The sequence below is a fragment of the Streptomyces sp. NPDC013317 genome (assembly GCF_055563155.1).
Window position 1 is genome coordinate 19,501 of the sequence record NZ_JBVHDX010000021.1, and the last position, 24,134, is coordinate 43,634.

Sequence of the window (24,134 nt, forward strand, 5' to 3'; positions counted from 1 at the left end):
TCGAGCCGGGGGCCGCCGTGCTCCCGCGTGCGGAGGGTGAGACGGGCACCACGCGCGCGAAGGACCCGTTCCGGGTCATACACCGGAGAACGGACGAGGCGCCCCGGGGATTCCCCGGGGCGCCTCTCACCGCACGCGCGCGTGTGGTCTCAGACCGTGATCAGCGCCTCCAGCGGAGCGCCGCGCAGGGCGGGCTCCAGGCGGGCGCGGCCCGGCAGGAAGCCGAGTTCCATGAGGACCGCGACGCCCGCGACCTCGGCCCCGGCCCGCCTGATGAGCTCGATGGAGGCTTCGGCGGTGCCGCCGGTGGCGAGGACGTCGTCGATGACCATGACGCGGTCACCGTCGACCAGGTCCTCGGCGTGCACCTCGATCTCGGCGGTGCCGTACTCCAGCTCGTACGCCTGCTTCAGCGTCGCACCGGGCAGCTTGCCGGCCTTGCGGACCGGGACGAATCCCAGGCCCGCGCGGACGGCGACCGGTGCGGCGAGGATGAAGCCGCGCGCCTCCAGGCCGACGATCTTCGTCGCGCCGTGCGTGACGCACAGCGCGGCGAGGGTGTCGGTCAGCGCCGTGAACGCCACCGGGTCCGCGAGCAGCGGGGTGATGTCCTTGAACAGCACGCCCGGCTTCGGGTAGTCGGGGACGTCCCGGATCCGGCCGAGGAGCAGGGCCGTGGTGTCCTGTGCCTCGGCGGTCATCCTCGGTTCTCCGACGGGCGGCCGCGACGGCCGCGCTGACCGACGACCGCGGTCTCGGCCTCGTCGTGGAAGCCGTCCACGTCCTCGTCGGCACCGTCCAGGGGCTCGCCCTTGGCGGCCGCGGAGGCGCGCTTGGCGAGCACCCGCTTCCTGAGGGCCTTCATCGCCGGCTCGCGCTCCTTGAGGTCGGCGACGAGCGGGGTGGCGATGAAGATCGAGGAGTACGCACCGGCGGCGAGGCCGACGAACAGCGACAGCGAGATGTCGTTCAGCATGCCGGCGCCGAGGACACCGCCACCGATGAAGAGCAGACCGGCGACCGGCAGCAGGGCCACGACGGTGGTGTTGATCGAACGGATCAGGGTGCCGTTGATCGACCGGTTGGCCAGGTCGCTGTAGGTGTAGCGGGTCTGCTTGGTGATGTCCTTCGTTCCCTCCTTGAGGGAGTCGAAGACCACGACCGTGTCGTACAGCGAGTAACCGAGGATCGTCAGCAGACCGATGACCGTACCGACCGTGACCTCGAACCCGACGAGCGAGTAGATGCCGACGGTGATGGTCAGGTCGTGGATCAGGGCGATGAGCGCCGCTACCGCCATTCTCCATTCGAAGGCGATGGCCAGGTAGATCACCACGAGGATCATGAAGACCGCGAGACCGGTCCATGCCTTGTTGGCGATCTGCTCACCCCAGCTGGGGCCGACCAGCTCCGCCGCGATCTTGTTCTCGGCGATGTTCAGGTCCTTGGCGAGCTCGGCGCGGACCTGGTCGGACTTCTCGGTGTCGAGGCCGCCGACCTGGATGCGCAGCGCGCCGCTGCCGAGCTTCTGGACCACGGCGGGGTGGCCGGAGGCCTCCTCGGCGTACTCCTGGGCCTGGGAGACCGAGACCTCGGACTTCGGGGTGGTGAAGACGGCACCGCCCTGGAACTCGATGCCCATGTTCAGGCCTCGGACGGCCAGTGCCACGATCGCCGTGATGGTGATCAGGATGGACAGGCCGTACCAGAGCTTGCGGTTGCCGATGAAGTCGTAGGCGACCTCACCGCGGTTGAGCCGGGCGCCGAGGCTGTCGCGCTTCTTCGCCATCTCACGCCTCCTTCGGGGAGTCGACGGGGGCGGAGACACGACGGGAGCGGCGCAGCGGCGGCTTGGCGCCGAGGCGCTTGGGATCCAGTCCGGACCAGGCGTGGCCCTCGCCGTAGAACTTGGTCCGCGCGAGCAGCGTCATCAGCGGCTTGGTGAAGAGGAACACCACGACCACGTCGAGCAGGGTGGTCAGGCCGAGGGTGAACGCGAAGCCCTGGACCTTGCCGACGGTGACGACGAAGAGCACCGCGGCGGCGAGGAACGACACGAAGTCGGAGACGAGGATCGTACGACGGGCGCGCGGCCAGGCACGCTCGACGGCCGGGCGCAGGGTCCGGCCCTCGCGGACCTCGTCGCGGATGCGTTCGAAGTAGACGATGAACGAGTCCGCGGTGATACCGATGGCCACGATGGCGCCACAGACGGCCGGCAGGTTCAGCGCGAAGCCGATGGCCGGGCCGAGCAGTGACATGATCACGTACGTGAGGAGAGCCGAGACGCCGAGGCTGAGCAGGGCGATCAGCGACAGGCCGCGGTAGTAGACGATCAGGTACAGGACGACCAGGGCGAGGCCGATGGCGCCGGCGATCAGACCGGCCTCCAGCTGCTCACCACCGAGCGCGGCGGTGACGGTGTCGACGCTCTGGGTGTCGAAGGAGAGCGGCAGGGCACCGTAGGACAGGATGTTGCCGAGGTCCTGGGCCGACTGCTGGTTGAAGCTGCCGGAGATCTCCGCGTTGGCGCTCAGCGTGGTCCGCACCGACGGGGCCGAGACGACCGAGCCGTCCAGGACGATCGCGAACTGGTTCTGCGGCTCCTGCTGCTGCGAGAGCTTGCCGGTGATCTGCGAGAACTTCTTGGCACCCGCGTCCGTGAACTCCATGTTCACGATCCACATGCCGCGCTGCTGGTCGAAGACGCCCTTGGCGTCGTCGACGTCACGGCCGTCCACCTCGGCGGGGCCGAGGAGGTACTTGGCGTCGCCCTCGGTGCCGCACGCGAGGGTGGGCTGCTCGGCGGGAACGCCCTGGGCCGGGTTCGGCACGACCTTCTTGTCGCCGGACTTCGGAGCCTTCGGCGTGCAGTCGAGCGCGGCGAACTGCTGCTGCAGCTTCGCCGCGTCGTCGGCAGGAGGCGTGGTACCGGGGGACTTCGAGGCGTCCGGGGACTTCGAGGCGTCCGGCGAGGGGGTGCCCGAGGCGCTCGGGGTGGGCGCCTTCTTCAGGGCCTCGCTGACGGCCCGGCCCTGCGTGGTGGCGCTCGCGGAGGGAGAGGCCTTGCCGTCCGCGGCCGAGGCCGAGGGGCTCGCGGAGGAGCCGGCGGACGGCTTCGTGGACGCGGACGGCGTGGGGCTGCCGGACGGCGTCGGGGTCGCCGGACCGCTCGGGGCCCAGGCCAGCACCGGCCGGAAGTGCAGCTGAGCGGTCGTACCGACCTGCTCACGCGCCTGCTTCTCGTCCACACCCCGCGGGATGTTGACGATGATGTTCTCGCGGCCCTGCGTCTGGACCTCGGCCTCGGAGACACCCAGACCGTTGACACGGCGGTCGATGATGCCGACCGCGGTGTTCATGTTGGTCTCGTTGACGGCGTCTTCCTTGCCGGGCTCGGCCTTCGCCTTGAGCGTGATCGAGGTACCGCCCGCGAGGTCGATGCCCAGCCGCGGAGTGGTGTGCCCCGACCAGAACATCGCGCCCGTGAGCGCGACCATGGCGATCAGGATCAGAGCCAGGGCACGCCCCGGCCTGCTCTGGCCCCCCGCCGGCCTTCGGCCCTTCTTCGGTGCTGCCACCTTGTCGTTTCTCCCTGTCCAACCGCCCGGCGACGGGTGTGCGCGGTGCGGCCACGAAAGTGTGTGTGGGGACCTGCCCCCGCAGACGTGGAACCGTGCCGGGGACCGCGGACGCCGGTGGGCGTTCTCCGCGGTCCCCGGTCGCGACTACTTCGCCTCGGTCCCGCTGTCGCCCTTGCCGTCCTTCTTGACCTCGGCGTCGGCCTCGACGGCCTCGGCCTTCTTGGTCAGGTCGGGTTTGGTGTCTTCGACGACCTCGTCCGCCGCGACGGCGTCGGCCGTCTCGGTCAGGGAGGAGGCGTCGTCCGGGACGACGGCCTCGGCGTCCGGCTCGTCACCGTGGACGATGCGGTTGTACTCGTCGTCCGCGAGGACCGCGCCGATGGCGTTCTTCGCGTAGACGGCGTGCACGCCGGGAGCGACCTCGAGGAGGACGGTCTCGTCGCCGATTTCCTTGACGGTGGCGTACATCCCCCCGATCGTCCGTACGCCGGTGCCGGGCTGCATCTCGTCGCGCATCTGCGCGGCCGCCTGCTGCTTCTTCTTCGCAGAGCGGGTCATCAGGAACATGGCCCCGATGAGGACGATGAAGGGGAGGAGGGTCACGATACTCACGGGACGGGTTTCCTTCGCACGGACGCGGAGAACCCGCGGCCTGATCTTCGGGGGTGGGCGTGCCGACCAGAAAGGTCGGCATCGGCGGAGTCTAGGCGAGTCCGCATCGTTGGAACAACGTCCAGCATCGCACCCTGGTTCCTGCTCCGACGAGTCTCCGCGCCGTCACGGTCCCGTCACGCCCCGAAGAGCCCCTGTTGTCCGCTTCCTGGCGCGCCCGGGGCCGCTGCCTGCGGTGGAACGAGCCCGAGGTGGGCCCATGCCGCCGGAGTGGCGACCCGACCACGGGGTGTGCGCGCCAGGAGCCCTTCCCGTACGAGGAAGGGTTCGGCGACCTCCTCGACGGTCTCCCGCTCCTCCCCCACCGCCACCGCGAGGGTCGACAGCCCGACCGGCCCACCGCCGAAGAGCTTGAGCAGGGCCTCCAGGACGGCGCGGTCGAGCCGATCGAGGCCGCGGGCGTCCACCTCGTACACGCCGAGCGCGGCGGAGGCGATCTCGCGGGTGATCACGCCGTCGGCCCTGACCTGGGCGTAGTCGCGGACGCGGCGCAGGAGGCGGTTGGCGATGCGGGGGGTGCCGCGGGAGCGCCCGGCGATCTCGGCGGCTCCGGCGGTGTCGATCTCGACGTCGAGGAGTCCGGCGGAGCGGTGGATGACGCGCTCCAGTTCGGCGGGGTCGTAGAACTCCATGTGGCCGGTGAAGCCGAAGCGGTCGCGGAGCGGGGGCGGCAGGAGTCCGGCCCGGGTGGTGGCACCGACCAGGGTGAAGGGCGGCAGCTCCAGGGGGATGGCGGTGGCGCCGGGGCCCTTGCCGACGATGACGTCGACGCGGAAGTCCTCCATCGCCATGTAGAGCATCTCCTCGGCGGGGCGGGACATGCGGTGGATCTCGTCGAGGAAGAGGATCTCTCCCTCCTGGAGGGAGGAGAGGATCGCGGCGAGGTCGCCGGCGTGCTGGATGGCGGGGCCGGAGGTGATCCGGATAGGGGCCTTCATCTCGGCGGCGATGATCATCGAGAGGGTGGTCTTGCCGAGACCGGGCGCGCCGGAGAGCAGCACGTGGTCCGCGGTGGCGCCGCGCTGGCGGGCGGCCTTGAGGACCAGGTCGAGCTGCTGCCGGACCTTCTCCTGACCGACGAACTCGGCCAGGTCCTTGGGACGCAGCGCGGCCTCGACGGCCTGGTCGTCGCCGTCGGCCGAGGCGCCGACGAGGCGGTCCTCGGCTGCGGGTGCGGTGTCGTCGTCCCAGTTCACGGTCTCTGCCTTCATGGGTGGTGTCGGTGCGGTGGTGTGTGCGGCGAGCGGGGCGCCTGCGGCGGGTTCTGTCCCTGCCCCGCCCCTTCCGGACCGGGGCTCCGCCTTCCCGGACCGGGGCTCCGCCTCGAACCCCGCCTCACACGCGGGCGAGGCCGAATATCGCGCCCGGAGGCGGGGTGGGGAAGGCGCCCCGCAGGGCTATCTGGCGCGGTTCAGGGTCTGGAGGGCCGCGCGGAGAAGCTGCGGGACCGGGGCCGCCTCGCCCGCGGCGATCGCGGCCTCGGCCTGGGGCGTCACCGCCGCGACCGCCTCCTCCGCCTCTCGGGACGCGTAGCCGAGGCCGACGAGGGCGGCGGCGAGCTGCTCCGTCCAGGGCGCGGGCCCGGTCGCCGCGCGCTGGGCGCCGACGAGGCCGCCGGTGCCCAGCGGCTGCCCCAGCTTGTCCTTCAGTTCGAGGAGGAGTTTCTGCGCCCCCTTCTTGCCGATGCCGGGGACGGCGGTCAGGGTCTTCTCGTCTCCGGTGGAGACGGCGAGGCGGAGCGCGTCGGGGCTGTGCACGCCGAGCATCGCCTGGGCGAGACGGGGTCCGACGCCGCTGGCGGTCTGGAGCAGCTCGAAGACCTGGCGCTCGTCGTCGTCGGCGAAGCCGTAGAGCGTCAGGGAGTCCTCACGGACCACCAGCGACGTGGCGAGCCGGGCCTCCTGACCGATCCTCAGGCCGGCGATGGTGTTCGGCGTGCACTGGACGGCCATGCCGATGCCGCCGACCTCGACGACCGCGGTGGTGGGGGCGAGCGCGGCGACCGGGCCGCTGACGAAGGCGATCATGCGGGTCGGCCTTTCGAGGCGTGGGTTGCGTGATGGGCGGCGACGGCCTGCTGGAGACGGTTCTGGGCCGGGGCGCGCCAGATGTGACAGATGGCCAGGGCGAGGGCGTCCGCCGCGTCGGCCGGCTTGGGCGGGGCGGAGAGCCGTAGCAGCCGGGTCACCATGGCTCCGACCTGGTCCTTGTCGGCGCGGCCGCTGCCGGTGACGGCCGCCTTGACCTCGCTGGGGGTGTGCAGTGCGACGGGGATGCCGCGCCGGGACGCGCAGAGCATGGCGACGGCACTGGCCTGGGCGGTGCCCATCACCGTACGGACGTTGTGCTGGCTGAAGACCCGCTCCACGGCGACCATTTCGGGCTGGTACTCCTCGATCCAGGCCTCGATGCCCTGTTCGATGAGGACGAGTCGCGGGCCGATCTGATCGTCCGCGGGGGTGCGCACGACACCGACGCCGAGCATGGTCAGAGGGCGCCCGGCCACGCCGTCGACGACTCCCACGCCACACCGCGTCAGCCCGGGGTCGACACCCAAGACACGCACTGCTCCTCCATCCCTCGGCAAACGCCTGAAGGCTACCGGCTGCCTCTGACACCGCGGCCGACCACGGGGGTCCGACGGGCCGACGACCTGCCGGGGGCGGCGCCCGAGCATCGTGAATTCACCTTGCCGTCATGATCGTTCCTCATTATGATCACTGACATTCGCACGTTTGACCGACGTGTGAACGTTCGAGTGGTCGTCTGTTCTCGGCCACACAACCCAACAAAACAGGGGGAAACATGCGTCGCATGTCCAAGATCGGCGTCACGGGCGCCGCGATCGCGCTCGCCACGGTCGGTCTCAGCTCGCCCGCCCAGGCGGCGTCCTCGGAGATCCACCGCGGCAAGACCGGCTGCTTCAGCTGGTCCTGGGCCGAGGGCTGGACCACCACCACGGTGTACTACCGGAACACCTGCACCTACGAGGCGTCGATGAACGTCTGGTGGCAGGACGGCCGGACCAGCCGGATGAAGAAGGTCACCGCCGCGGGCGGCGCCTCGGGGAGCGTCAAGAACTCGGGCGACTTCAAGCGGATCGACTGAAGGTGATCCCGTACCCGGCTGATTCCTGACACCCACCCGGCCGGGGATGACGAAAGAGCGGCCCGCCGGTTCTCCGGCGGGCCGCTCCTCGTTGTGCGCGGACGATGCCTCGTCAGGCGTCGACCTTCTCCATGACCTCGTCGCTGACGTCGAAGTTGGCGAAGACGTTCTGCACGTCGTCGCTGTCCTCCAGCGCGTCGATCAGTTTGAAGATCTTGCGCGCGCCCTCCTCGTCCAGCTCGACCTGCATGGTCGGGACGAAGTTGGAGTCGGCGGAGTCGTAGTCGATACCGGCCTCCTGGAGGGCGGTACGGACGGCGACCATGTCGGTGGCCTCGCTGATCACCTCGAAGCTCTCACCGAGGTCGTTGACCTCCTCGGCACCTGCGTCGAGGACGGCGCCGAGGACGTCGTCCTCGGTCAGCTCGCCCTTGGGCAGCACGATGACGCCCTTGCGGTTGAACAGGTACGAGACCGAGCCCGGGTCGGCCATCGAGCCGCCGTTGCGGGTCATGGCGACGCGGACGTCGGAGGCGGCACGGTTGCGGTTGTCGGTGAGGCACTCGATGAGCACCGCGACACCGTTCGGACCGTAGCCCTCGTACATGATCGTCTCGTAGTCGACGCCGCCGGCCTCGAGTCCGCCGCCGCGCTTGATCGCCGAGTCGATGTTCTTGTTCGGGACCGAGCTCTTCTTCGCCTTCTGCACGGCGTCGAACAGCGTCGGGTTGCCATCCAGGTCGGCGCCGCCGGTCCGGGCCGCGACCTCGATGTTCTTGATCAGCTTCGCGAAGAGCTTGCCGCGCTTGGCGTCGATCACGGCCTTCTTGTGCTTCGTCGTAGCCCATTTAGAGTGGCCGGACATCTGCCTGTCTCCTTCGCGTAACCCATTTCTGAACGAACCCCAGAGATCTTACCGGGACCTCGTCACCGCGCGGAGCGCACCATGTCGACGAACAGGGCGTGAATGCGGTGATCGCCGGTGAGCTCGGGGTGGAACGAGGTCGCCAGGGCCTGGCCCTGGCGCACGGCCACGATGTGGCCCTCGTGCTCGGCGAGGACCTCGACCTCCGCACCGACCGACTCGACCCAGGGGGCGCGGATGAAGACGCCCTCGACGGGGCCGTCCTCGATGCCGGTGACGGTGACGCCGGCCTCGAAGGACTCGTTCTGACGGCCGAAGGCGTTGCGGCGGACGATCATGTCGATGCCGCCGAAGGTCTCCTGGCCCGAGCGCGGGTCGAGGATCTTGTCGGCGAGCATGATCAGACCGGCGCAGGTGCCGTAGACGGGCAGGCCGGCGGCGATGCGCTCGCGCAGCGGCTCCATCAGGCCGAAGAGCTCGGCCAGCTTGGAGATGGTGGTGGACTCGCCGCCCGGTATGACGAGGCCGTCGACCTCGGCGAGCTCCTCGGGGCGCCGAACCGGCCTGGCCACGGCGTCAGCCGCGGCCAGGGCGATCAGGTGCTCCCGTACGTCGCCCTGGAGTGCCAGGACACCGATCACGGGTGTGCTCATGGGTGCTTACCAGCCGCGGTTGGCGTAGCGCTCGGACTCGGGGAGGGTGTCGCAGTTGATGCCGACCATGGCCTCGCCCAGGTTGCGGGAGGCGTCCGCGATGATCTTCGGGTCGTCGTAGAAGGTGGTGGCCTTCACGATGGCGGCGGCACGCTTGGCCGGGTCGCCCGACTTGAAGATGCCGGAGCCGACGAAGACGCCCTCGGCACCGAGCTGGCGCATCAGCGCGGCGTCGGCGGGGGTGGCGACACCACCGGCGGAGAACAGCACGACCGGCAGCTTGCCGAGCTCGGCGACCTCCTTGACCAGCTCGTACGGGGCGCGCAGGTCCTTGGCGGCGGCGAACAGCTCGTTGTTGTCGAAGCCGCGCAGCTTGGCGATCTCGTTCTTGATCTGGCGCAGGTGGCGGACGGCCTCGACGACGTTGCCGGTGCCGGCCTCGCCCTTGGAGCGGATCATGGCCGCGCCCTCGGCGATGCGGCGAAGGGCTTCGCCCAGGTTGGTGGCGCCACAGACGAAGGGGGTGGTGAACGCCCACTTGTCGGAGTGGTTGATCTCGTCGGCCGGGGTGAGGACCTCGGACTCGTCGATGTAGTCGACACCGAGGGACTGCAGGACCTGGGCCTCGACGAAGTGGCCGATGCGGGACTTGGCCATGACCGGGATGGAGACCGCGCCGATGATCTCCTCGATCATGTTCGGGTCGGACATCCGGGCGACGCCGCCGTCCTTGCGGATGTCGGCGGGGACCCGCTCGAGGGCCATGACGGCCACGGCGCCCGCGTCCTCGGCGATCTTCGCCTGCTCGGCGTTGACCACGTCCATGATCACGCCGCCCTTGAGCTGCTCGGCCATGCCGCGCTTGACGCGCGCGGTGCCGGTCTCGGGAGACTGGGTGCTGTTGGGAAGCGTGGTGGACACGGGGACCTCACTCGTGAAAGCGGTGTTGAGACAAGAATGAGGAAACAGTCCACCAGCAGTCCACATCAAGGGCCAATGTTCAGCCGGTGGATCGTTTTGGTTGATTTCGCAGGCCTGAAAGGTCAGGACGGACGATCAGCAAGGGCCACGGGCGGTTCGTCGTCCATTTCGAAGGCCAGTGGGAACGGTGCGTGGCCTGCGAGCCGGAACCAGCGCACGGTGCGGTGGCGGCGCAGCGCCCGTGCGGCGCGGACGGCGTCGTTGTGGAACCGGCGGGCCATCGGTACGCGACGGACGGCCGCGGCGAGTTCGCCCGCGGCCTCCTCGCCGCCGGGGGCCTCCCGTACGGCCTCGACCTGCTCGGGCTCGCCGAACACCGCCCGCAGCGCCTGGCTCAGTTCGCTCTCGGCGACCTCGCGGTGGTCCTCCTCGGCCTGCCGGGCCGCGTGCGCGGCCTCGTAGAGCACGATCGAGGCGGCCGGGTCGAGCACTCCGGAGGTGGCGAGCTCCTGGGCGACCGAGGCGCGGCGCAGCAGCTGGGCGTCGAGGGCGGCGCGGGCCGCGTCGATCCGCGAGTGCAGCCGGTCGAGCCGGCCGGCGGTCCAGCTGAGGTACAGGCCGATCGCGATCAGCGCGACGACGGTCCAGATCAGGGTTTCGGTCACGGGCGCACAGGCTACCGTCGCGGGGGCAGCGGCCCTTCCCACAGGTCAGGGTCGCGGGCGGAGCGGACCTTCGCCGTCCGCCCGTCCGCGAGCCGGACGGCCGAGTGGACATGCCCGCGACGGACCGTCCCCGGCTCCGCTCAGTCCCTCGACGCCAGGCCGAACCGTGCCCGCAGGCCCACGCGTTCGTCCGTGGCGACCGAGGCCGCGCCGTCCGTCACCGTCTCGTAGACCGCGAGGATGTCCGCGCCCACCGTCGACCAGTCGAAGCGCCGTACGTGCGCGCTCCCGCGCCTGCTCAGCTCCTTGCGCCGCACCTCGTCCCCGAGGAGCCGGATCGCCGTGTCCGCCAGCGCGTCCGCGTCCTCGTTGGCGAAGAGCTCGCCCGCCGCGCCCTGGTCGAGGACCTGGGCGAAGGCGTCCAGGTCGGAGGCGAGGACCGGCGCGCCCGCCGACAGAGCCTCGACGAGGATGATTCCGAAGCTCTCGCCGCCCGTGTTCGGCGCGACGTAGACGTCGACGCTGCGCAGCAGCCGCGCCTTGTCCTCGTCGCTGACCATGCCGAGGAACTCCACGCGCTCCCGCATCTCGCGCGGCAGCGAGGCGACCGCCTCCTCCTCGTCACCGCGCCCGGCGACGAGGAGCCGCGTGTCGGGACGCTCCGCGAGGATCTTCGGCAGCGCCTTCATCAGGACCGGCAGGCCCTTGCGCGGCTCGTCGATGCGCCCGATGAAGCCGAGGGTCTGCCCCTGCCACTCCGCCCTGGGCTCGGCCCGCGCGAAGAAGTCGACGTCGACGCCGTTGGGGATGACGACGGCGTCCCCGCCGAGGTGCTCGACCAGCGTGCGCCGGGCGTACTCGCTCACCGCGATCCGCGCGCTGATCTTCTCCAGCGCCGGCTGCAGGATCGGGTACGCGGCGATCATCGCCCGCGAGCGCGGGTTGGACGTGTGGAAGGTGGCGACGATCGGCCCCTGCGCGGCCCAGCAGCTCAGCAGACCGAGCGAGGGTGAGGCCGGCTCGTGGATGTGGATGACGTCGAAGGTGCCGTCGTGCAGCCAGCGCCGTACCCGGGCCGCCGACAGGAAGCCGAAGTTCAGCCGGGCCACCGAACCGTTGTACGGGACGGGCACGGCGCGGCCCGCCGAGACGACGTACGGCGGCAGCGGCGTCTCGTCGTCGGCGGGGGCGAGCACCGAGACCTCGTGCCCGAGCCTGATGAGGTGCTCGGCGAGGTCACGGATGTGGAACTGGACGCCGCCGGGCACGTCCCACGAGTAGGGGCAGACGATGCCGATCTTCACGGCCTGCGCTCCTCGCCGAGCGGCGGGCGCTCCTCCAGGTCCTTCAGCCACAGTCGCTGCAGCATGTGCCAGTCCTCCGGGTGGTCCGCGATCCCGTCGGCGAAGGCATCGGCCAGCGCCTGTGTCATCAGGGACGTCTTCTCGGCCCGGGTACCTGACTCGGGTACGTCGACGGGCGGGTGGATGCGCCCCTTCATGACCGGGGTCTCGTCGTACCAGAGGGTCACGGGCAGCAGCAGCGCGCCCGTCTGCTGGGCGAGCAGCGCGGGCCCGGCCGGCATCCGGGCCTTCTCCCCGAAGAAGGTGACCTCGGTGCCGGAGGCGGACAGGTCGCGGTCGGCGACCAGGCAGATCAGACCGCCGTCGCGCAGCCGTCGCGCGAGGGTCCCGAACGCCGTGCCGCCGGAGTGCGGGAGCACCTCCATGCCCAGCGACTCGCGGTAGGCGACGAACCGGTCGTACAGCGTCTCGGGCTTGAGCCGCTCGGCGACCGTGGTGAACGGCACGCCGAGGGAGCGGGTCACCCACACGCCCGCGAGGTCCCAGTTGGCCAGGTGCGGCAGGGCGAGTATCACTCCGCGGCCGGAGGCGAGACCGTCCTTCAGGTAGTGGACGTCCTTCACGTCGAAGCCGCGGTCGACCCGCTCCTTGCTCCAGGTCGGCAGCCGGAAGGACTCCATCCAGTACCGCATGTAGGAGCGCATGCCGGCCTGCGAGAGCGCGCGGAGCCGCTCGGGGCCCGCGTCGGGCACCACACGGGCGAGGTTGGACTCCAGCCGCAGCACGCTCTTGCCGCGGCGCTTCCAGGCGGTGTCGGCGATCCGCCGGCCGAGGCCCGCCGCCACCGGCTCCGGCAGCTTCTTCACGGTCGCCCAGCCGAGCCCGTAGAGGGTGTCGGTCAGCCGGTCCTGCAGCCCGCTCATGACGTCGCCTCGTTCCCCCGCGCACCGGACGCGTCCGCGGCCGCGTCGGCCTCCGCCGATTCCCGTCGTACCGTGACCACCCGCTGGCCGAGGGTCACCGCGCTGCCCACCGCCACGATCCAGAGCGCGATCGGCAGCAGGACGTCCACGCCCGGCACGCCGAAGGCGTGCAGTCCGGCGAGGCCCGCGGCGACCAGCGAGATCACGAGCCGCTCTGCCCTCTCGACCAGGCCGTTGACCGCGACCGGCAGGCCAATCGATTCGCCTCGTGCCTTGGTGTACGAGACGACCTGACCGCTGGCCAGGCAGAAGATCGATACGGCGCACATCACGTTGTCGTCGCCGCTGCCCGCGTACCAGAGCGCGAAGCCACCGAAGATGGCGCCGTCGGCGACCCGGTCGAGGGTCGAGTCGAGGAACGCTCCCCAACGGCTGGAAATCCCCGCCTGCCGGGCCATGTTCCCGTCGACGAGGTCGGAGAAGACGAAGAGGGTGATGACGATCGTGCCCCAGAAGAACTCTCCCCGGGGGAAGAAGACCAGGGCTCCCGCCATCACTCCGGCCGTGCCGATGAGCGTGACCGCGTCGGGGCTGACGCCCCGCCGGAGCAGAAACGCGGCGAACGGTGTGAGGACACGCGTGAAGAATGCACGCGCGTACTTGTTCAGCATGGCCTTCCCGAGGTTCGGTGGGCCGCGGCCCCTACGACCACCGGCCCGCCCATCGTAGCCAGCGACGCTGCCGCCGAACCGACGGGCACCCGCCCGCCGCGTCGCGTACGACGTATGGACGCACCATGACGTCGGTGCAAAGCTCGAAGGACAACCGCGGGCACCGCCGGAGCTGCCCAGTGTCTCCCCCTGCGCCCGCGTCCCGCCTCACCGCGCGAGCGAGCGGTGCAAGCGATCGGGAGGACCCCATCATGGGCGACAAGGCGAACGCACACTCCGGAGCCGCCGGCAGGGCCCCAACGGCCGACCGGCCCTCGGCCGTACGGAACGTGGTGCTGGTCGGCCACAGCGGATCGGGTAAGACGACACTCGTCGAGGCGCTCGCGCTGACGGCGGGGGCGGTCAACCGGGCGGGGCGCGTCGAGGACGGCGGAACGCTCTCCGACCACGACGAGATCGAGCACCGCCAGCAACGTTCCGTACAGCTCTCCCTCGTCCCCCTCGAATGGGACGGGGTCAAGATCAATCTCCTCGACACCCCCGGGTACGCCGACTTCGTCGGGGAGCTGAGGGCCGGTCTGCGCGCGGCGGACGCGGCCCTCTTCGTCGTCTCGGCCGCCCAGGAGGCCGACGCGATCGCCGGGTCGACCCGCATGGTGTGGGAGGAGTGCGCGGCCGTCGGCATGCCCCGCGCCATCGTGGTCACCCATCTCGACACCGCCCGCACCGGCTTCGACGAGCTGACCTCGGTCTGCTCCGCCATCTTCGGCGGCGACGACCCCGATGCCGTGCTCCCCCTGTACCTGCCGCTGTCCGGCCCGGAGGCACCGGACGGACACGCGCCGACGACGGGCCTGGTGGGGCTCCTCTCGGAGCGGATATTCGACTACTCCACGGGCGCCCGGCAGGAGAACCCGCCGGACGAGAGCCAGCGGCCGCTGCTCGCGGAGGCCCGCAACAGGCTGATCGAGGGGATCATCGCCGAGAGCGAGGACGAGACCCTCATGGACCGCTACCTCGGCGGTGAGGCGATCGACATCAAGTCGCTGATCGACGATCTGGAGAAGGCCGTCGCCCGGGGCACCTTCCATCCGGTGCTGGCCGCCGCTCCCGCCTCCGCCGGCGGCAAGCAGGGACTCGGCACCGTCGAGCTGCTCGAACTGATCACCCGCGGCTTCCCCACCCCGCTGGAGCGCGAGGCGCCCGCGGTGACCACGCCCGACGGCGTCCCGCGGCCCCCGGTCACCTGTGATCCCGAGGGGCCGCTCGTCGCCGAGGTCGTCAAGACCGCCTCCGACCCCTATGTCGGCCGGATCTCTCTCGTCCGGGTCTTCTCCGGCACCCTGCGTCCCGACGCGACGGTCCATGTCTCCGGACACGGACTGACCGACCGCGGCCACGAGGACCACGACGTCGACGAGCGGGTCGGCGCACTGACCTCCCCCTTCGGCAAGCAGCAGCGCCAGCTGAGCCAGTGCGTGGCGGGCGACCTGGCGTGCGTGGCCAAGCTCGCCCGGGCGGAGACCGGCGACACCCTCTCCAGCAAGGACGATCCGCTCCTGATGGAGCCGTGGACGATGCCCGACCCGCTGCTCCCCCTGGCGATCGAGGCCCACAGCAAGGCCGACGAGGACAAGCTCTCGCAGGGTCTGGCGCGGCTGGTCGCCGAGGACCCGACCATGCGTCTGGAGCAGAACCAGGACACCCACCAGGTCGTTCTGTGGTGCCTGGGCGAGGCGCACATGGACGTGGCCCTCGAGCGGCTTCGCAGCCGGTACGGGGTGCAGGTCGACGCGGTCCCGCACAAGGTGGCGCTCCGCGAGACCTTCGGCGGGCCGTCGGCCGGGCGGGGCCGGCACGTCAAACAGTCCGGCGGCCACGGGCAGTACGCGATCTGCGAGATCGACGTCGAGCCGCTGCCTCCCGGGAGCGGGATCGAGTTCGTCGACAAGGTGGTGGGCGGGGCGGTTCCGCGCCAGTTCATCCCCTCCGTCGAGAAGGGCGTACGCGCGCAGGCCGCGCGCGGGGTGGCCGCCGGGCACCCGCTGGTCGACGTGCGGATCACCCTGCGCGACGGCAAGGCCCATTCGGTCGACTCCTCCGACGCCGCGTTCCAGACCGCGGGCGCCCTGGCCCTGCGCGAGGCGGCGGCCGAGGCGAGCATCCGGCTCCTGGAGCCGGTCGCCGAGGTCCAGGTCCTCGTCCCCGACGAGTACGTGGGGCCGGTGATGAGCGACCTCTCCGGGCGCCGCGGCCGGGTCGTCGGCACCGAACAGGCCGGTACCGGGCGGACGTTGGTGCGCGCCGAGGTCCCCGAGATCGAGATCGGACGGTACGCGGTCGACCTCCGTTCCATCTCGCACGGCACCGGCCGCTTCGACCGTTCGTACGCACGTCACGAGCCGATGCCCCATCAACTCGCCGAGAAGCTCCGCGAGCAGGCGGGGAAGGGTTCCTAGCCGCCCGCACACGGCCGGATGCCGTCCGTCCAACTCCCCTCCGACGTACGGCATCCGGCCGACCCGTGACGCATCCGCCGGTACCCGGTTACGCTGTGGTGCCCAGCTCAGCAGGTGTGCGGGGCGCGGCAGTCGGGAACAGGCCGCAGTGGGACACGCGGTGAACCACGCGGGCGCGCGGCGATGGGGGCATCAGTGACGATCGGCAGTTTCGGACCCGGGGCGCAGGTTCCTCTGCAGGGCTCGGACGGACAGACGGCGGCGACGCATGCCCTGGCCTCCGCCGCGTACCGCGACAGCCCGGTGGAAGCGATCCTGGACGCCAACAACGACTGGCACCAGTCCAAGGTCACCGACGGCAGATGGGCCCGGCTCTTCCGGCCCGACCTCGGTGAGGCCTTCTCGCGCGCGGTCCAGGTGCGGATGCTCGGTGGCGCCCGCAAGGCGCTCATCCAGTCCTTCGGCACCGACCCGCAGCCCGTGGTCGAGCACTGTCTGGCCGCCACCGGCATCCGCAAGCAGCGTGACGTCAGGCTGACCCTGGTCACCTTCGTCTTCGGCGTCCTGTTCCTGCCCGGACTGCTGCTCTGGCTCGGCGTGATCCAGCTCCGCCGCATGGTCGCAGGCTCGGAGAACAGGCGCACCAGCGCGGTGGGCACGGCGATCCTGCTGGTGGCCGCGCTGATCGCGGTGGGCTTCATGATCAAGCTGCCGTTCGGCGGCTTCCTGGGGATCTACCTCCGGGCGATGATCGTCGCCCCCGTCCTCGGCTGGTTCCTGGCCAAACGGATCTGCGAGTCCACGGCCAGGGACCTGCGCGAACGCTGGACCGCGCTGCTGAGCGGCGGCGGCATCGGCGCCAAGATCCCCGAGGCGGTCCCCGGAGACCCCGCCGAGAAGTCCGCGGAGGAGCTCCGCCAGAACCTGGAGAAGCTCTCCGCCGAGCAGCAGTCCAACATCGTCTTCTACGCGGGCCCCAAGGGAATACTGGGCATGGGCACGCGCTGGGGCAGCTGGACGCTCGCCGAGGAGCTGATCCCCAAGGACGGACGCGAGATCCACGACTTCCGCGCCTGGGACGTCGTACGGAAGATCCACGACCAGCTCACGATGCTGGAGCGGGGCTCCCTGAAGACCGGCTTCCCCAAGCCGACCGTCAAGCACTGGATCGTCTCGCCGGTGGGCGAGGGGGCCGACGAGGTCGCCAGGCCCGACGGTGACAACATCGTCCACTTCCAGGTCAAGCCGCACGAGATACAGCGCATCTGCAACGACCAGCAGTTCGGCGCCGGCAACCGGCACTACCTCGGTGTGCAGTTCACGCTCTGGGACGGCCAGCTCGTCCTGACGATGATGATCACGGTGACCTCGCTCCACCGCACGCTGCGCGTGGAGGTCACGGGACACGCGCTCGGCCCGGTCCACTCGCTCTTCACCACCAAGCCCAAGGCGAAGACGAAGGAGGTCTCCAAGACGGTCCGCTTCTGGGAGACCAGGGAGGTCCAGCTGCCGCTCCTGGCGACGGACGAGATCGTCCGCAAGGCGGTCCGCGCCCCGCTGACCTGGTTCCCGGCGATCCTGGACTTCCTCGGCGGCAAGCTCGTCCTGCCGGAGCCCTTCGGACTGCGCCACGCGTGGGCCGCCCAGCCGTGGCGGCACCGCTTCATGGCCGACGACGCGATCCGCGCCGCGACACCGGTGATGCGCGCGGTCCACGCGGCGACCATCGAGGTGCTCGACGATCACGGCGTGGACACCGAGCGCTTCACCAACCGCTCGCTGATCCTGAGCGGCGCCGTCCAGGACCCGGGCCCGAAGAAGGCGGACGCGTACGACGCGTAGGGGTCAGGCGAGTTCCGACGTGGCCGGCCAGGCGGCGGCCAGCATCGCGCGGGTGTCGGCGAGGAGCTGCGGCAGCACCTTCGTGTGACCGACGACCGGCATGAAGTTGGTGTCGCCGCCCCAGCGGGGCACGATGTGCTGGTGCAGGTGGGCGGCGATACCGGCGCCCGCGACCGCGCCCTGGTTCATGCCGATGTTGAAGCCGTGCGCTCCCGAGGCGGTACGCAGGGCGATCATGGCCCGCTTGGTGAACTCGCCGAGTTCGGCGGTCTCCGGCGCGTCCAGATCCGTGTAGTCGGCGACGTGCCGGTACGGGACCACCATCAGGTGTCCGCCGTTGTACGGGTAGAGATTGAGCACGGCGTAGACGTTCTCGCCCCGTGCTATCACAAGGCCGTCCTCGTCCGACTTCGACGGGATCACGCAGAACGGACAGCCGTCCTCGGCCCCCGGCCCGGTCGGCTTGTTCTCGCCCTGGATGTACGCCATCCGGTGAGGCGTCCACAGGCGCTGGAACGCGTCCTGCGTCCCGACTCCGATCTGCTGCTCCGGCTCAATCGTCATGCTGTGCAGCATATTGCTTCGCCCGTTCGGAACGTGTCGCCGGGGCGCTCGTCCCCGACTCCCGGAGATGCTGATCCGATGGACGAGAGGCCGGAGAACCAACAACGCTGGGACCGCCGCATGGAGACCCCGCTCGCCGTGGCGTCCCTGCTCTACCTCGCCGGGTACACGGTGCGGGTGCTGGCCCACGGCATGGACCAGATCTGGCTCGACCTCTGTCTCGCGATCACGCTCGCGGCCTGGTCCGTCTTCATCCTCGACTACGTGGTGCGGGTCCGCCTGAGCGGCCTCAGGCCGCTGCGCTTCGTCCGCACGCACCTGCTGGGCACGGTGGTCCTGATCCTTCCGCTGCTGCGGCCGCTGCAGATGGTGAAGATCTACGAGCAGATCCAGCGCCGCCGGGACCAGCCGCGGCTGACCCTGTACGCCAGGGTCATGGCGTACTCCAGTCTCACGGTCGCCCTGCTGGGCTTCGCCGGCGCGCTCGCGGTCTTCCAGCATGAGCGAGGGGCGCCGGGCGCCACGATCCGTACCTTCGGCGACTCCCTGTGGTGGGCGGCGGAGACCCTGACGACGGTCGGGTACGGGGACGTGACCCCGGTGACGACGACCGGGAGGGTCATCGCGGTGGGCATGATGGCGTGCGGAGTCGCCCTGATCGGGGCCGTCACCGGCTCGTTCTCGTCCTGGCTGATCCAGACGTTCACGCGGGAGGACGAGAAGAGGCCCCCGGGAGACTTCCCGGGGGCCCCTTGAGCACCTGCGCCGCCCGGGTCAGACCTGGACGCGCTCCTCGACGACCTTGGCGATCTTGGCGATGGCCTCGTCGACGGGGATGCCGTTCTCCTGCGAGCCGTCGCGGTAACGGAAGGAGACGGCGCCGTTGGCCATGTCCTCGTCACCCGCGATGATCATGAACGGGACCTTCTGCTTCTGCGCGTTGCGGATCTTCTTCTGCATCCGGTCCGAGGAGGCGTCGACCTCGACCCGCAGCCCCTGCCTCTTCGCCTTGGCGGCGAACTCCTGGAGGTACGGGATGTGCGCGTCGCCGATCGGGATGCCGGTCGCCTGGACGGGGGCCAGCCACGGCGGCATGGCGCCCGCGTAGTGCTCCAGGAGCACGGCGAAGAAGCGCTCGATCGAGCCGAACAGCGCGCGGTGGATCATGACCGGACGCTGCTTGGTGCCGTCGGGACCGGTGTACTCCAGGTCGAAGCGCTCCGGCAGGTTGAAGTCCAGCTGCACGGTCGACATCTGCCAGGTACGGCCGATGGCGTCACGCGCCTGCACGGAGATCTTCGGGCCGTAGAACGCGGCGCCGCCCGGGTCGGGGGTGAGCGGGAGGCCCTGCTTCTCGGCCACCTGCTGGAGGACCGCGGTGGCCTCCTCCCACGCCTCGTCCGAGCCGACGAACTTCTCCGGGTCCTTGGTGGACAGCTCCAGGTAGAAGTCGGTCAGACCGTAGTCGCGCAGCAGGTTGAGGACGAAGGTGAGCGTCTTGTCGAGCTCCTCCGCCATCTGCTCGCGGGTGCAGTAGATGTGCGCGTCGTCCTGGGTGAAGCCCCGGGCGCGGGTCAGGCCGTGCACGACGCCCGACTTCTCGTACCGGTACACGGTGCCGAACTCGAACAGGCGGAGCGGCAGTTCACGGTAGGAACGTCCGCGCGCGTCGAAGATCAGGTTGTGCATCGGGCAGTTCATGGGCTTGAGGTAGTAGTCCACGCCCTCGTCGAGCTGCATGGGGGGGTACATGCCCTCGGCGTACCAGTCGAGGTGACCCGACTTCTCGAAGAGCTTGCCCTTGGTGGCGTGCGGCGAGTAGACGAACTCGTAGCCCTCCTCCTCGTGGCGCTTGCGCGAGTAGTCCTCCATGACCCGGCGGATGATGCCGCCCTTGGGGTGGAAGACGGCGAGACCGGAACCGATCTCGTCCGGGACGGAGAAGAGGTCGAGCTCGTTGCCGAGCTTGCGGTGGTCGCGCTTCTCGGCCTCGGCGAGGAAGTCGAGGTGGGCCTTCAGCTCGTCCTTCGACGGCCAGGCGGTGCCGTAGATGCGCTGGAGCATCGGGTTCTTCTCGCTGCCGCGCCAGTAGGCGGCGGCGTTCCGCATCAGCTTGAACGCGGGGATGTTCCGGGTGGTGGGCAGGTGCGGGCCTCGGCAGAGGTCCTTCCAGCACAGGTCGCCGGTCTTGGCGTCCAGGTTGTCGTAGATCGTCAGCTCGCCGCCGCCGACCTCGACGCTGGCGCCGTCGTCGGTCGACGCGGAGCCCTTGATGCCGATGAGCTCCAGCTTGTACGGCTCGTCCGCGAGCTCCTCGCGGGCGGCCTCGTCGGTCACGACGCGACGGGAGAAGCGCTGCCCGCGCTTCTGGATCTCCTGCATCTTCTTCTCGATGGCCTTGAGATCCTCGGGCGTGAACGGCTTCTCGACGTCGAAGTCGTAGTAGAAGCCGTCCCGGACCGGCGGGCCGATGCCGAGCTTGGCCTCGGGGAAGAGCTCCTGCACGGCCTGGGCCATGACGTGCGCGGTGGAGTGCCGCAGGATGTCGAGACCGTCCGGGGAGGAGATCTCGACGGGCTCGACGACGTCGCCCTCGGCGACGAGGTAGGTGAGGTCCTTCAGCTCACCGCCGACGCGGGCGGCGATCACGGACCGGTCGTCGGCGAACAGCGCGCCGGCGGTCGTGCCCGCGCTCACCGCCCGATCCTCGGCTCCTGAGGCGGACTGGACGGTCACACGGACATCAGACACGGATGCTCTTTCCATAAGGGCGCAGGCAGACACGATGTGCCGGCGTCGACGGCGCGCGACAGAGACGAGGTGCCGCGCGCTGTAAATTCTAAGGGCTCGCTTCGCCTCCGGGACGCTGGTGCCGGGCTCACAGCACCGACCGTGCTCGCCCCGCTCCTGCCTCACGTGCCTCCGCGCGCTCGGCGCTGTTCCCCCGGCGCGCCCCTTCGGCTCACCCGCCGGGCTCATCGGGATGCCGGATCGGGCGTTCGGGGTGGCCGGGTCCTGCCGGCCGGGCTCACGGGGCTGCCGTTGATGCGCCGGCCCAGGCGGGCCGGCCGTGTCCCTTCGGCGCACTGGCGCACCCGGGAACCGGTCCCGGCAGGCGAGGGGACGAGGTGCCGGTCCCCGCCCCTCGCTCACTCCCCCGGGCCGCAGGCCTCCTCGAAGAAGTCGAGGTTCTCGTGGAGCGACTTCATCAGGCGGTCCCGCTCCGCCTCGTCCACCTGGACCGGGACGACTCCCGAGGCGTCCGTCAGGCGGCGGAAGCCTCCTCGGCTCTCCAGCCGGCCCACCACCCGGATCGGCAGCCCGACCAGATGCGCGTGGCCGGCCGTGCGGTACGACTCCTCGTCCAGGGTCACCCGCACGTGCGGCACCTCGGCGCCGCCGAGGACCCGAAGCCGTACGGTCCCCTCGCCGCGCGGTCCCGAGCGGCGCATACGGACGACGGCGCCCGTGATCCGTACCGGTACGGACGGCTCGTCCGTCATGTAGCGCGCGCTCGCCTCGCGCAGGGCAGGCAGGTCGCCCGCCGAGAACTCGACGGGCTCGGGCCGGGCCGCGCACCCGGTGGGCGTTCCGGCGGCGGGGGCCCACTCCAGCGCGATCCTGGCCCCCTCCGTGCCCCGGACCAGCGCGACGAGCGCCTCGGTCAGCTCACGGCTCACCCCCGCCTCGACCGCCGCGTCGAAGGCCTCCATCCCGCCCGTGGCGCGCTGGTAGTCGGTGGCCTCACGCGCCGCGTACAGCGCGTGGTACAGCCGTACGGCGATGGCCCGGCCCGAGTCGACGGGGACGAACGCGGTCAGGCCCCGGCCGCCCGGCGCCGCGCCGACGACCACCGCCTCCAGGGACGCCTGGGCCTGTCGCCGGTGCCGGGCGCCGTAGTACCCCGCGCGCCCTCGGACGGCCAGCGCCCCGGCGAGCAGCAGCTGACGCGCGGCCGACCTCAGCTGCTCCTGGACGGTCCAGGGCACCGTGCCCGCGGGGCCGGGCGGCACGTCGCGCCACCAGCGGATCTCGTCGCTGGGCACGGTCAGCCCGACCAGGACCTCCCGGGCGGACGGCGCCGCACTGTGCCGGAGAGCGTCGAGCGCCTCCCCGAGCAGGTCCTCGCAGTCGGGGAAGGCCCGGCTCTCGGGTACGAGCAGGCTCGTACCCGAGACGGTCCCGGACCCCGGCGGGGTCCAGCGGCTGTAGCGGCCCGCGGCCCCGCCGCGCCGTCGCCAGCCGTGGCGGGCGAGCAGCGCGCCGAGGACCAGCGGGTCGACGCGTCCGGGGTCGGGTGAACCCGCCGCGTCGGCCCAGGGGCCGCCGGGGAGGTCGCCGGGCGGGGGATGGGGGCGGAACGGTGGCAGGACGGGGCCGTAGCCGGCCCCGTCCCCCTGTTCGCCGATCGGCCGGTGCATCAAGGTCTCCCTCCCACGCCGACCCGGGTCATGATCTCGCACAGAGCCCGGTCGTCGAAGATCCGCGCCGTCGGTATGCGCACGGTCGTCCGCCGCCGCCCCGTCACCGGGTGGCCGGCCAGGTTGATCCAGTAACAGCAGTGCCGCAGGTCCAGTCGGTCGTGCCCGGCCCGCAGCCAGTCCTCCTGGTCGCGCGGCACGATCATCACGACCAGGATCTTGTGCACCGAGACCGGGGTCCGCGCCAGCTTCACCAGATGGTCGTTGTCCAGGGTGAAGGAGAACGCGGGACCGGGCGGCCTCGGCGGCAGCTGGTAGGTGCACTTCAGCTGCACCTTGATGGTCACCTCGTCGTCGACGGTGTGGCCGGGAGCGCTGTGGCTCACGTGCCAGTCGATGCCGTTGTCCGGAAACGGCTGCGACAGCGAGCAGCCCGCCGCCGCCGCGACCGCGTGGAGATACCCCACCTGGAGCGTCTCCATGCAGGCGGTGGTGGCGAGTGAGCCGCGCAACGGTGCTGCCCGCTGAGGCGGCAGCCCTCCCGATTCGGGCTGGGCGAGCGCCATGTCAATTCCCTTCCCCGTCATCTGTGTTGTCACCGGTCCGCGTACGGGGCAAACAGCCCGGGTATCACCGGTTCGGGCAGGGGGATCGCCATCTGCCGCAAATGTGCGAGGAGTTCGGGGATGACGCACTGGTATGAAGGACCCCTGGCCGCATTCGACACGGAAACCACGGGAGTTGACGTCGAGCAGGACCGGATCGTCTCGGCCGCGCTCGTCGTCCAGGACACGGCCGGCGGGCGTCCGCGGGTCACTCGCTGGCTGGTCAACCCCGGGATTCCGGTGCCCCCTGCGGCCACGGAGGTCCATGGTCTGACGGACGATCATCTGCAGCGGAACGGGCGCTGGCCCGCACCCGTCATGGAGGAGCTGGGTCGGGCGCTGGCCGAGCAGTGTGCCGCCGGCCGGCCGCTGGTGGTGATGAACGCGCCCTTCGATCTGACGATCCTGGACCGCGAGCTGCGCCGCCACCGCGCCTCCTCGCTGGGCCGCTATCTGGAGAACACGCCGCTGTGCGTGCTGGATCCGCGGGTGCTCGACAAGCACCTGGACCGCTACCGCAAGGGCCGCCGGACGCTGACGGACCTCTGCGCGCAGTACGGCGTGGAGCTGGACGGCGCGCACGACGCGGCGGCGGACGCGACGGCGGCCCTGGATGTCGTACGGGCGGTGGCACGGCGGTTCGCGGCACGGCTCGAGCGGCTGTCGCCCGCCGAGCTGCACACCCTGCAGGCGGTCTGGCACGCGGCGCAGGCGCGCGGGCTGCAGGCGTGGTTCACGCGCAACGGGACGCCGGAGACGGTGGATCCGGCATGGCCGCTCCGCCCGGAGCTGCGGACCGCCGCCTGAGGCCGGGCCCAAGGCCGGGGCGCGGGCCGGGAATGCGGAAGGCCGGTCCGTCTTTCGACGGACCGGCCTC

Annotated in this window: 23 protein-coding genes; 5 read left to right on the plus strand and 18 right to left on the minus strand. The window is 70.8% G+C overall.

What is annotated here, in order from left to right:
* Positions 1-149 precede the first annotated feature (149 nt).
* From ACZ3IJ_RS34000 to ruvC, 7 genes are all read right to left on the minus strand, one after another.
* Positions 150-701, minus strand: coding sequence for an adenine phosphoribosyltransferase (locus ACZ3IJ_RS34000; RefSeq protein ID WP_467474741.1), 552 nt, complete (start codon positions 699-701; stop codon positions 150-152).
* Positions 698-1,789 carry a protein translocase subunit SecF gene (secF, locus tag ACZ3IJ_RS34005; RefSeq protein WP_467474743.1) on the minus strand — a complete coding sequence of 364 codons (1,092 nt, stop codon included), beginning with the start codon at positions 1,787-1,789 and terminating at the stop codon, positions 698-700. The genes ACZ3IJ_RS34000 and secF overlap by 4 nt, the downstream gene beginning before the upstream one ends.
* A 1-nt stretch (position 1,790) precedes the next feature.
* Positions 1,791-3,581, minus strand: a complete 1,791-nt coding sequence (secD, locus tag ACZ3IJ_RS34010; protein WP_467474745.1) for a protein translocase subunit SecD — start codon at positions 3,579-3,581, stop codon at positions 1,791-1,793.
* Positions 3,582-3,728: 147 nt separating this feature from the next.
* Entirely contained in the window at positions 3,729-4,196 is a 468-nt protein-coding gene (yajC, locus tag ACZ3IJ_RS34015; RefSeq protein ID WP_467474747.1) for a preprotein translocase subunit YajC, read from the minus strand.
* A 176-nt stretch (positions 4,197-4,372) separates the two neighbouring features.
* Entirely contained in the window at positions 4,373-5,452 is a 1,080-nt protein-coding gene (gene ruvB / locus ACZ3IJ_RS34020; protein ID WP_391799725.1) for a Holliday junction branch migration DNA helicase RuvB, read from the minus strand.
* A gap of 201 nt (positions 5,453-5,653) precedes the next feature.
* Positions 5,654-6,283, minus strand: a complete 630-nt coding sequence (gene ruvA / locus ACZ3IJ_RS34025; RefSeq protein WP_467474749.1) for a Holliday junction branch migration protein RuvA — start codon at positions 6,281-6,283, stop codon at positions 5,654-5,656.
* The gene (gene ruvC, locus ACZ3IJ_RS34030) at positions 6,280-6,822 is read right to left on the minus strand and encodes a crossover junction endodeoxyribonuclease RuvC (RefSeq protein ID WP_467474751.1); all 543 of its coding nucleotides are present in this window, start codon (positions 6,820-6,822) and stop codon (positions 6,280-6,282) included. Before ruvC ends, ruvA begins: the two co-directional genes overlap by 4 nt.
* Before the next feature lie 248 nt (positions 6,823-7,070).
* Here ruvC and ACZ3IJ_RS34035 point away from each other — a divergent pair, with 248 nt between their 5' ends.
* Positions 7,071-7,364, plus strand: coding sequence for a hypothetical protein (locus ACZ3IJ_RS34035; RefSeq protein WP_352186529.1), 294 nt, complete (start codon positions 7,071-7,073; stop codon positions 7,362-7,364).
* Between the two features lie 112 nt (positions 7,365-7,476).
* Here the strand turns inward: ACZ3IJ_RS34035 and ACZ3IJ_RS34040 are convergent, their stop codons facing one another.
* The 7 genes from ACZ3IJ_RS34040 to pgsA form a co-directional block, all read right to left on the minus strand.
* The gene (locus ACZ3IJ_RS34040; RefSeq protein WP_158985482.1) at positions 7,477-8,229 is read right to left on the minus strand and encodes a YebC/PmpR family DNA-binding transcriptional regulator; all 753 of its coding nucleotides are present in this window, start codon (positions 8,227-8,229) and stop codon (positions 7,477-7,479) included.
* A gap of 62 nt (positions 8,230-8,291) precedes the next feature.
* Positions 8,292-8,882 carry a pyridoxal 5'-phosphate synthase glutaminase subunit PdxT gene (pdxT, locus tag ACZ3IJ_RS34045; protein ID WP_467474753.1) on the minus strand — a complete coding sequence of 197 codons (591 nt, stop codon included), beginning with the start codon at positions 8,880-8,882 and terminating at the stop codon, positions 8,292-8,294.
* Between the two features lie 6 nt (positions 8,883-8,888).
* Positions 8,889-9,737, minus strand: coding sequence for a pyridoxal 5'-phosphate synthase lyase subunit PdxS (pdxS, locus tag ACZ3IJ_RS34050; protein WP_391799849.1), 849 nt, complete (start codon positions 9,735-9,737; stop codon positions 8,889-8,891).
* 188 nt (positions 9,738-9,925) lie between these two features.
* On the minus strand, positions 9,926-10,468 hold the full coding sequence (locus ACZ3IJ_RS34055; protein ID WP_391799721.1) for a LemA family protein: 543 nt from the start codon (positions 10,466-10,468) through the stop codon (positions 9,926-9,928).
* A 140-nt stretch (positions 10,469-10,608) separates the two neighbouring features.
* Positions 10,609-11,772 carry a glycosyltransferase family 4 protein gene (locus ACZ3IJ_RS34060; protein ID WP_467474755.1) on the minus strand — a complete coding sequence of 388 codons (1,164 nt, stop codon included), beginning with the start codon at positions 11,770-11,772 and terminating at the stop codon, positions 10,609-10,611.
* Complete coding sequence (locus ACZ3IJ_RS34065; protein WP_467474757.1) at positions 11,769-12,695, minus strand: phosphatidylinositol mannoside acyltransferase; 927 nt, start codon at positions 12,693-12,695, stop codon at positions 11,769-11,771. Before ACZ3IJ_RS34065 ends, ACZ3IJ_RS34060 begins: the two co-directional genes overlap by 4 nt.
* Positions 12,692-13,366 carry a phosphatidylinositol phosphate synthase gene (gene pgsA / locus ACZ3IJ_RS34070; RefSeq protein ID WP_391799718.1) on the minus strand — a complete coding sequence of 225 codons (675 nt, stop codon included), beginning with the start codon at positions 13,364-13,366 and terminating at the stop codon, positions 12,692-12,694. Before pgsA ends, ACZ3IJ_RS34065 begins: the two co-directional genes overlap by 4 nt.
* A 251-nt stretch (positions 13,367-13,617) precedes the next feature.
* Between pgsA and ACZ3IJ_RS34075 the strand changes: the two genes are divergently transcribed.
* Complete coding sequence (locus ACZ3IJ_RS34075) at positions 13,618-15,825, plus strand: elongation factor G-like protein EF-G2 (RefSeq protein ID WP_467474759.1); 2,208 nt, start codon at positions 13,618-13,620, stop codon at positions 15,823-15,825.
* 183 nt (positions 15,826-16,008) lie between these two features.
* Positions 16,009-17,667, plus strand: a complete 1,659-nt coding sequence (locus ACZ3IJ_RS34080; protein WP_391799716.1) for a hypothetical protein — start codon at positions 16,009-16,011, stop codon at positions 17,665-17,667.
* 3 nt (positions 17,668-17,670) lie between these two features.
* On the opposite strand, the gene ACZ3IJ_RS34085 is transcribed toward ACZ3IJ_RS34080, so the two are convergent.
* The gene (locus ACZ3IJ_RS34085; RefSeq protein WP_352186519.1) at positions 17,671-18,243 is read right to left on the minus strand and encodes an HIT family protein; all 573 of its coding nucleotides are present in this window, start codon (positions 18,241-18,243) and stop codon (positions 17,671-17,673) included.
* A 66-nt stretch (positions 18,244-18,309) separates the two neighbouring features.
* On the opposite strand from ACZ3IJ_RS34085, the gene ACZ3IJ_RS34090 reads away from it, so the two are divergent.
* Complete coding sequence (locus tag ACZ3IJ_RS34090) at positions 18,310-18,987, plus strand: potassium channel family protein (RefSeq protein ID WP_467474761.1); 678 nt, start codon at positions 18,310-18,312, stop codon at positions 18,985-18,987.
* A gap of 18 nt (positions 18,988-19,005) precedes the next feature.
* Here the strand turns inward: ACZ3IJ_RS34090 and thrS are convergent, their stop codons facing one another.
* The 3 genes from thrS to ACZ3IJ_RS34105 all read right to left on the minus strand — a co-directional run bounded on the left by thrS (position 19,006) and on the right by ACZ3IJ_RS34105 (position 23,218).
* Entirely contained in the window at positions 19,006-20,982 is a 1,977-nt protein-coding gene (gene thrS, locus ACZ3IJ_RS34095; RefSeq protein WP_391799714.1) for a threonine--tRNA ligase, read from the minus strand.
* A 398-nt stretch (positions 20,983-21,380) separates the two neighbouring features.
* On the minus strand, positions 21,381-22,652 hold the full coding sequence (locus tag ACZ3IJ_RS34100) for a hypothetical protein (RefSeq protein WP_467474763.1): 1,272 nt from the start codon (positions 22,650-22,652) through the stop codon (positions 21,381-21,383).
* Positions 22,652-23,218, minus strand: coding sequence for a DUF4365 domain-containing protein (locus ACZ3IJ_RS34105; protein ID WP_352186515.1), 567 nt, complete (start codon positions 23,216-23,218; stop codon positions 22,652-22,654). Before ACZ3IJ_RS34105 ends, ACZ3IJ_RS34100 begins: the two co-directional genes overlap by 1 nt.
* 120 nt (positions 23,219-23,338) lie before the next feature.
* Here ACZ3IJ_RS34105 and ACZ3IJ_RS34110 point away from each other — a divergent pair, with 120 nt between their 5' ends.
* Positions 23,339-24,064 (plus strand): exonuclease domain-containing protein, encoded by a 726-nt coding sequence (locus ACZ3IJ_RS34110; protein WP_467474765.1) that lies wholly within the window; start codon positions 23,339-23,341, stop codon positions 24,062-24,064.
* Positions 24,065-24,134: the final 70 nt, after the last annotated feature.

What these genes read in the sequence shown, in the direction of transcription:
- ruvA (WP_467474749.1), bottom strand. Translation starts at nt 6,283, where the DNA reads ATGATCGCCTTCGTCAGCGGCCCGGTCGCCGCGCTCGCCCCCACCACC.
- ACZ3IJ_RS34090 (WP_467474761.1), top strand. Translation starts at nt 18,310, where the DNA reads ATGGACGAGAGGCCGGAGAACCAACAACGCTGGGACCGCCGCATGGAG.
- ACZ3IJ_RS34105 (WP_352186515.1), bottom strand. Translation starts at nt 23,218, where the DNA reads ATGGCGCTCGCCCAGCCCGAATCGGGAGGGCTGCCGCCTCAGCGGGCA.
- ACZ3IJ_RS34100 (WP_467474763.1), bottom strand. Translation starts at nt 22,652, where the DNA reads ATGCACCGGCCGATCGGCGAACAGGGGGACGGGGCCGGCTACGGCCCC.
- ACZ3IJ_RS34040 (WP_158985482.1), bottom strand. Translation starts at nt 8,229, where the DNA reads ATGTCCGGCCACTCTAAATGGGCTACGACGAAGCACAAGAAGGCCGTG.
- pgsA (WP_391799718.1), bottom strand. Translation starts at nt 13,366, where the DNA reads ATGCTGAACAAGTACGCGCGTGCATTCTTCACGCGTGTCCTCACACCG.
- ACZ3IJ_RS34035 (WP_352186529.1), top strand. Translation starts at nt 7,071, where the DNA reads ATGTCCAAGATCGGCGTCACGGGCGCCGCGATCGCGCTCGCCACGGTC.
- ACZ3IJ_RS34080 (WP_391799716.1), top strand. Translation starts at nt 16,009, where the DNA reads ATGGGGGCATCAGTGACGATCGGCAGTTTCGGACCCGGGGCGCAGGTT.
- pdxT (WP_467474753.1), bottom strand. Translation starts at nt 8,882, where the DNA reads ATGAGCACACCCGTGATCGGTGTCCTGGCACTCCAGGGCGACGTACGG.
- ACZ3IJ_RS34000 (WP_467474741.1), bottom strand. Translation starts at nt 701, where the DNA reads ATGACCGCCGAGGCACAGGACACCACGGCCCTGCTCCTCGGCCGGATC.
- pdxS (WP_391799849.1), bottom strand. Translation starts at nt 9,737, where the DNA reads ATGGCCGAGCAGCTCAAGGGCGGCGTGATCATGGACGTGGTCAACGCC.
- secF (WP_467474743.1), bottom strand. Translation starts at nt 1,789, where the DNA reads ATGGCGAAGAAGCGCGACAGCCTCGGCGCCCGGCTCAACCGCGGTGAG.
- ACZ3IJ_RS34075 (WP_467474759.1), top strand. Translation starts at nt 13,618, where the DNA reads ATGGGCGACAAGGCGAACGCACACTCCGGAGCCGCCGGCAGGGCCCCA.
- ACZ3IJ_RS34065 (WP_467474757.1), bottom strand. Translation starts at nt 12,695, where the DNA reads ATGAGCGGGCTGCAGGACCGGCTGACCGACACCCTCTACGGGCTCGGC.
- ACZ3IJ_RS34085 (WP_352186519.1), bottom strand. Translation starts at nt 18,243, where the DNA reads ATGCTGCACAGCATGACGATTGAGCCGGAGCAGCAGATCGGAGTCGGG.
- ACZ3IJ_RS34110 (WP_467474765.1), top strand. Translation starts at nt 23,339, where the DNA reads ATGACGCACTGGTATGAAGGACCCCTGGCCGCATTCGACACGGAAACC.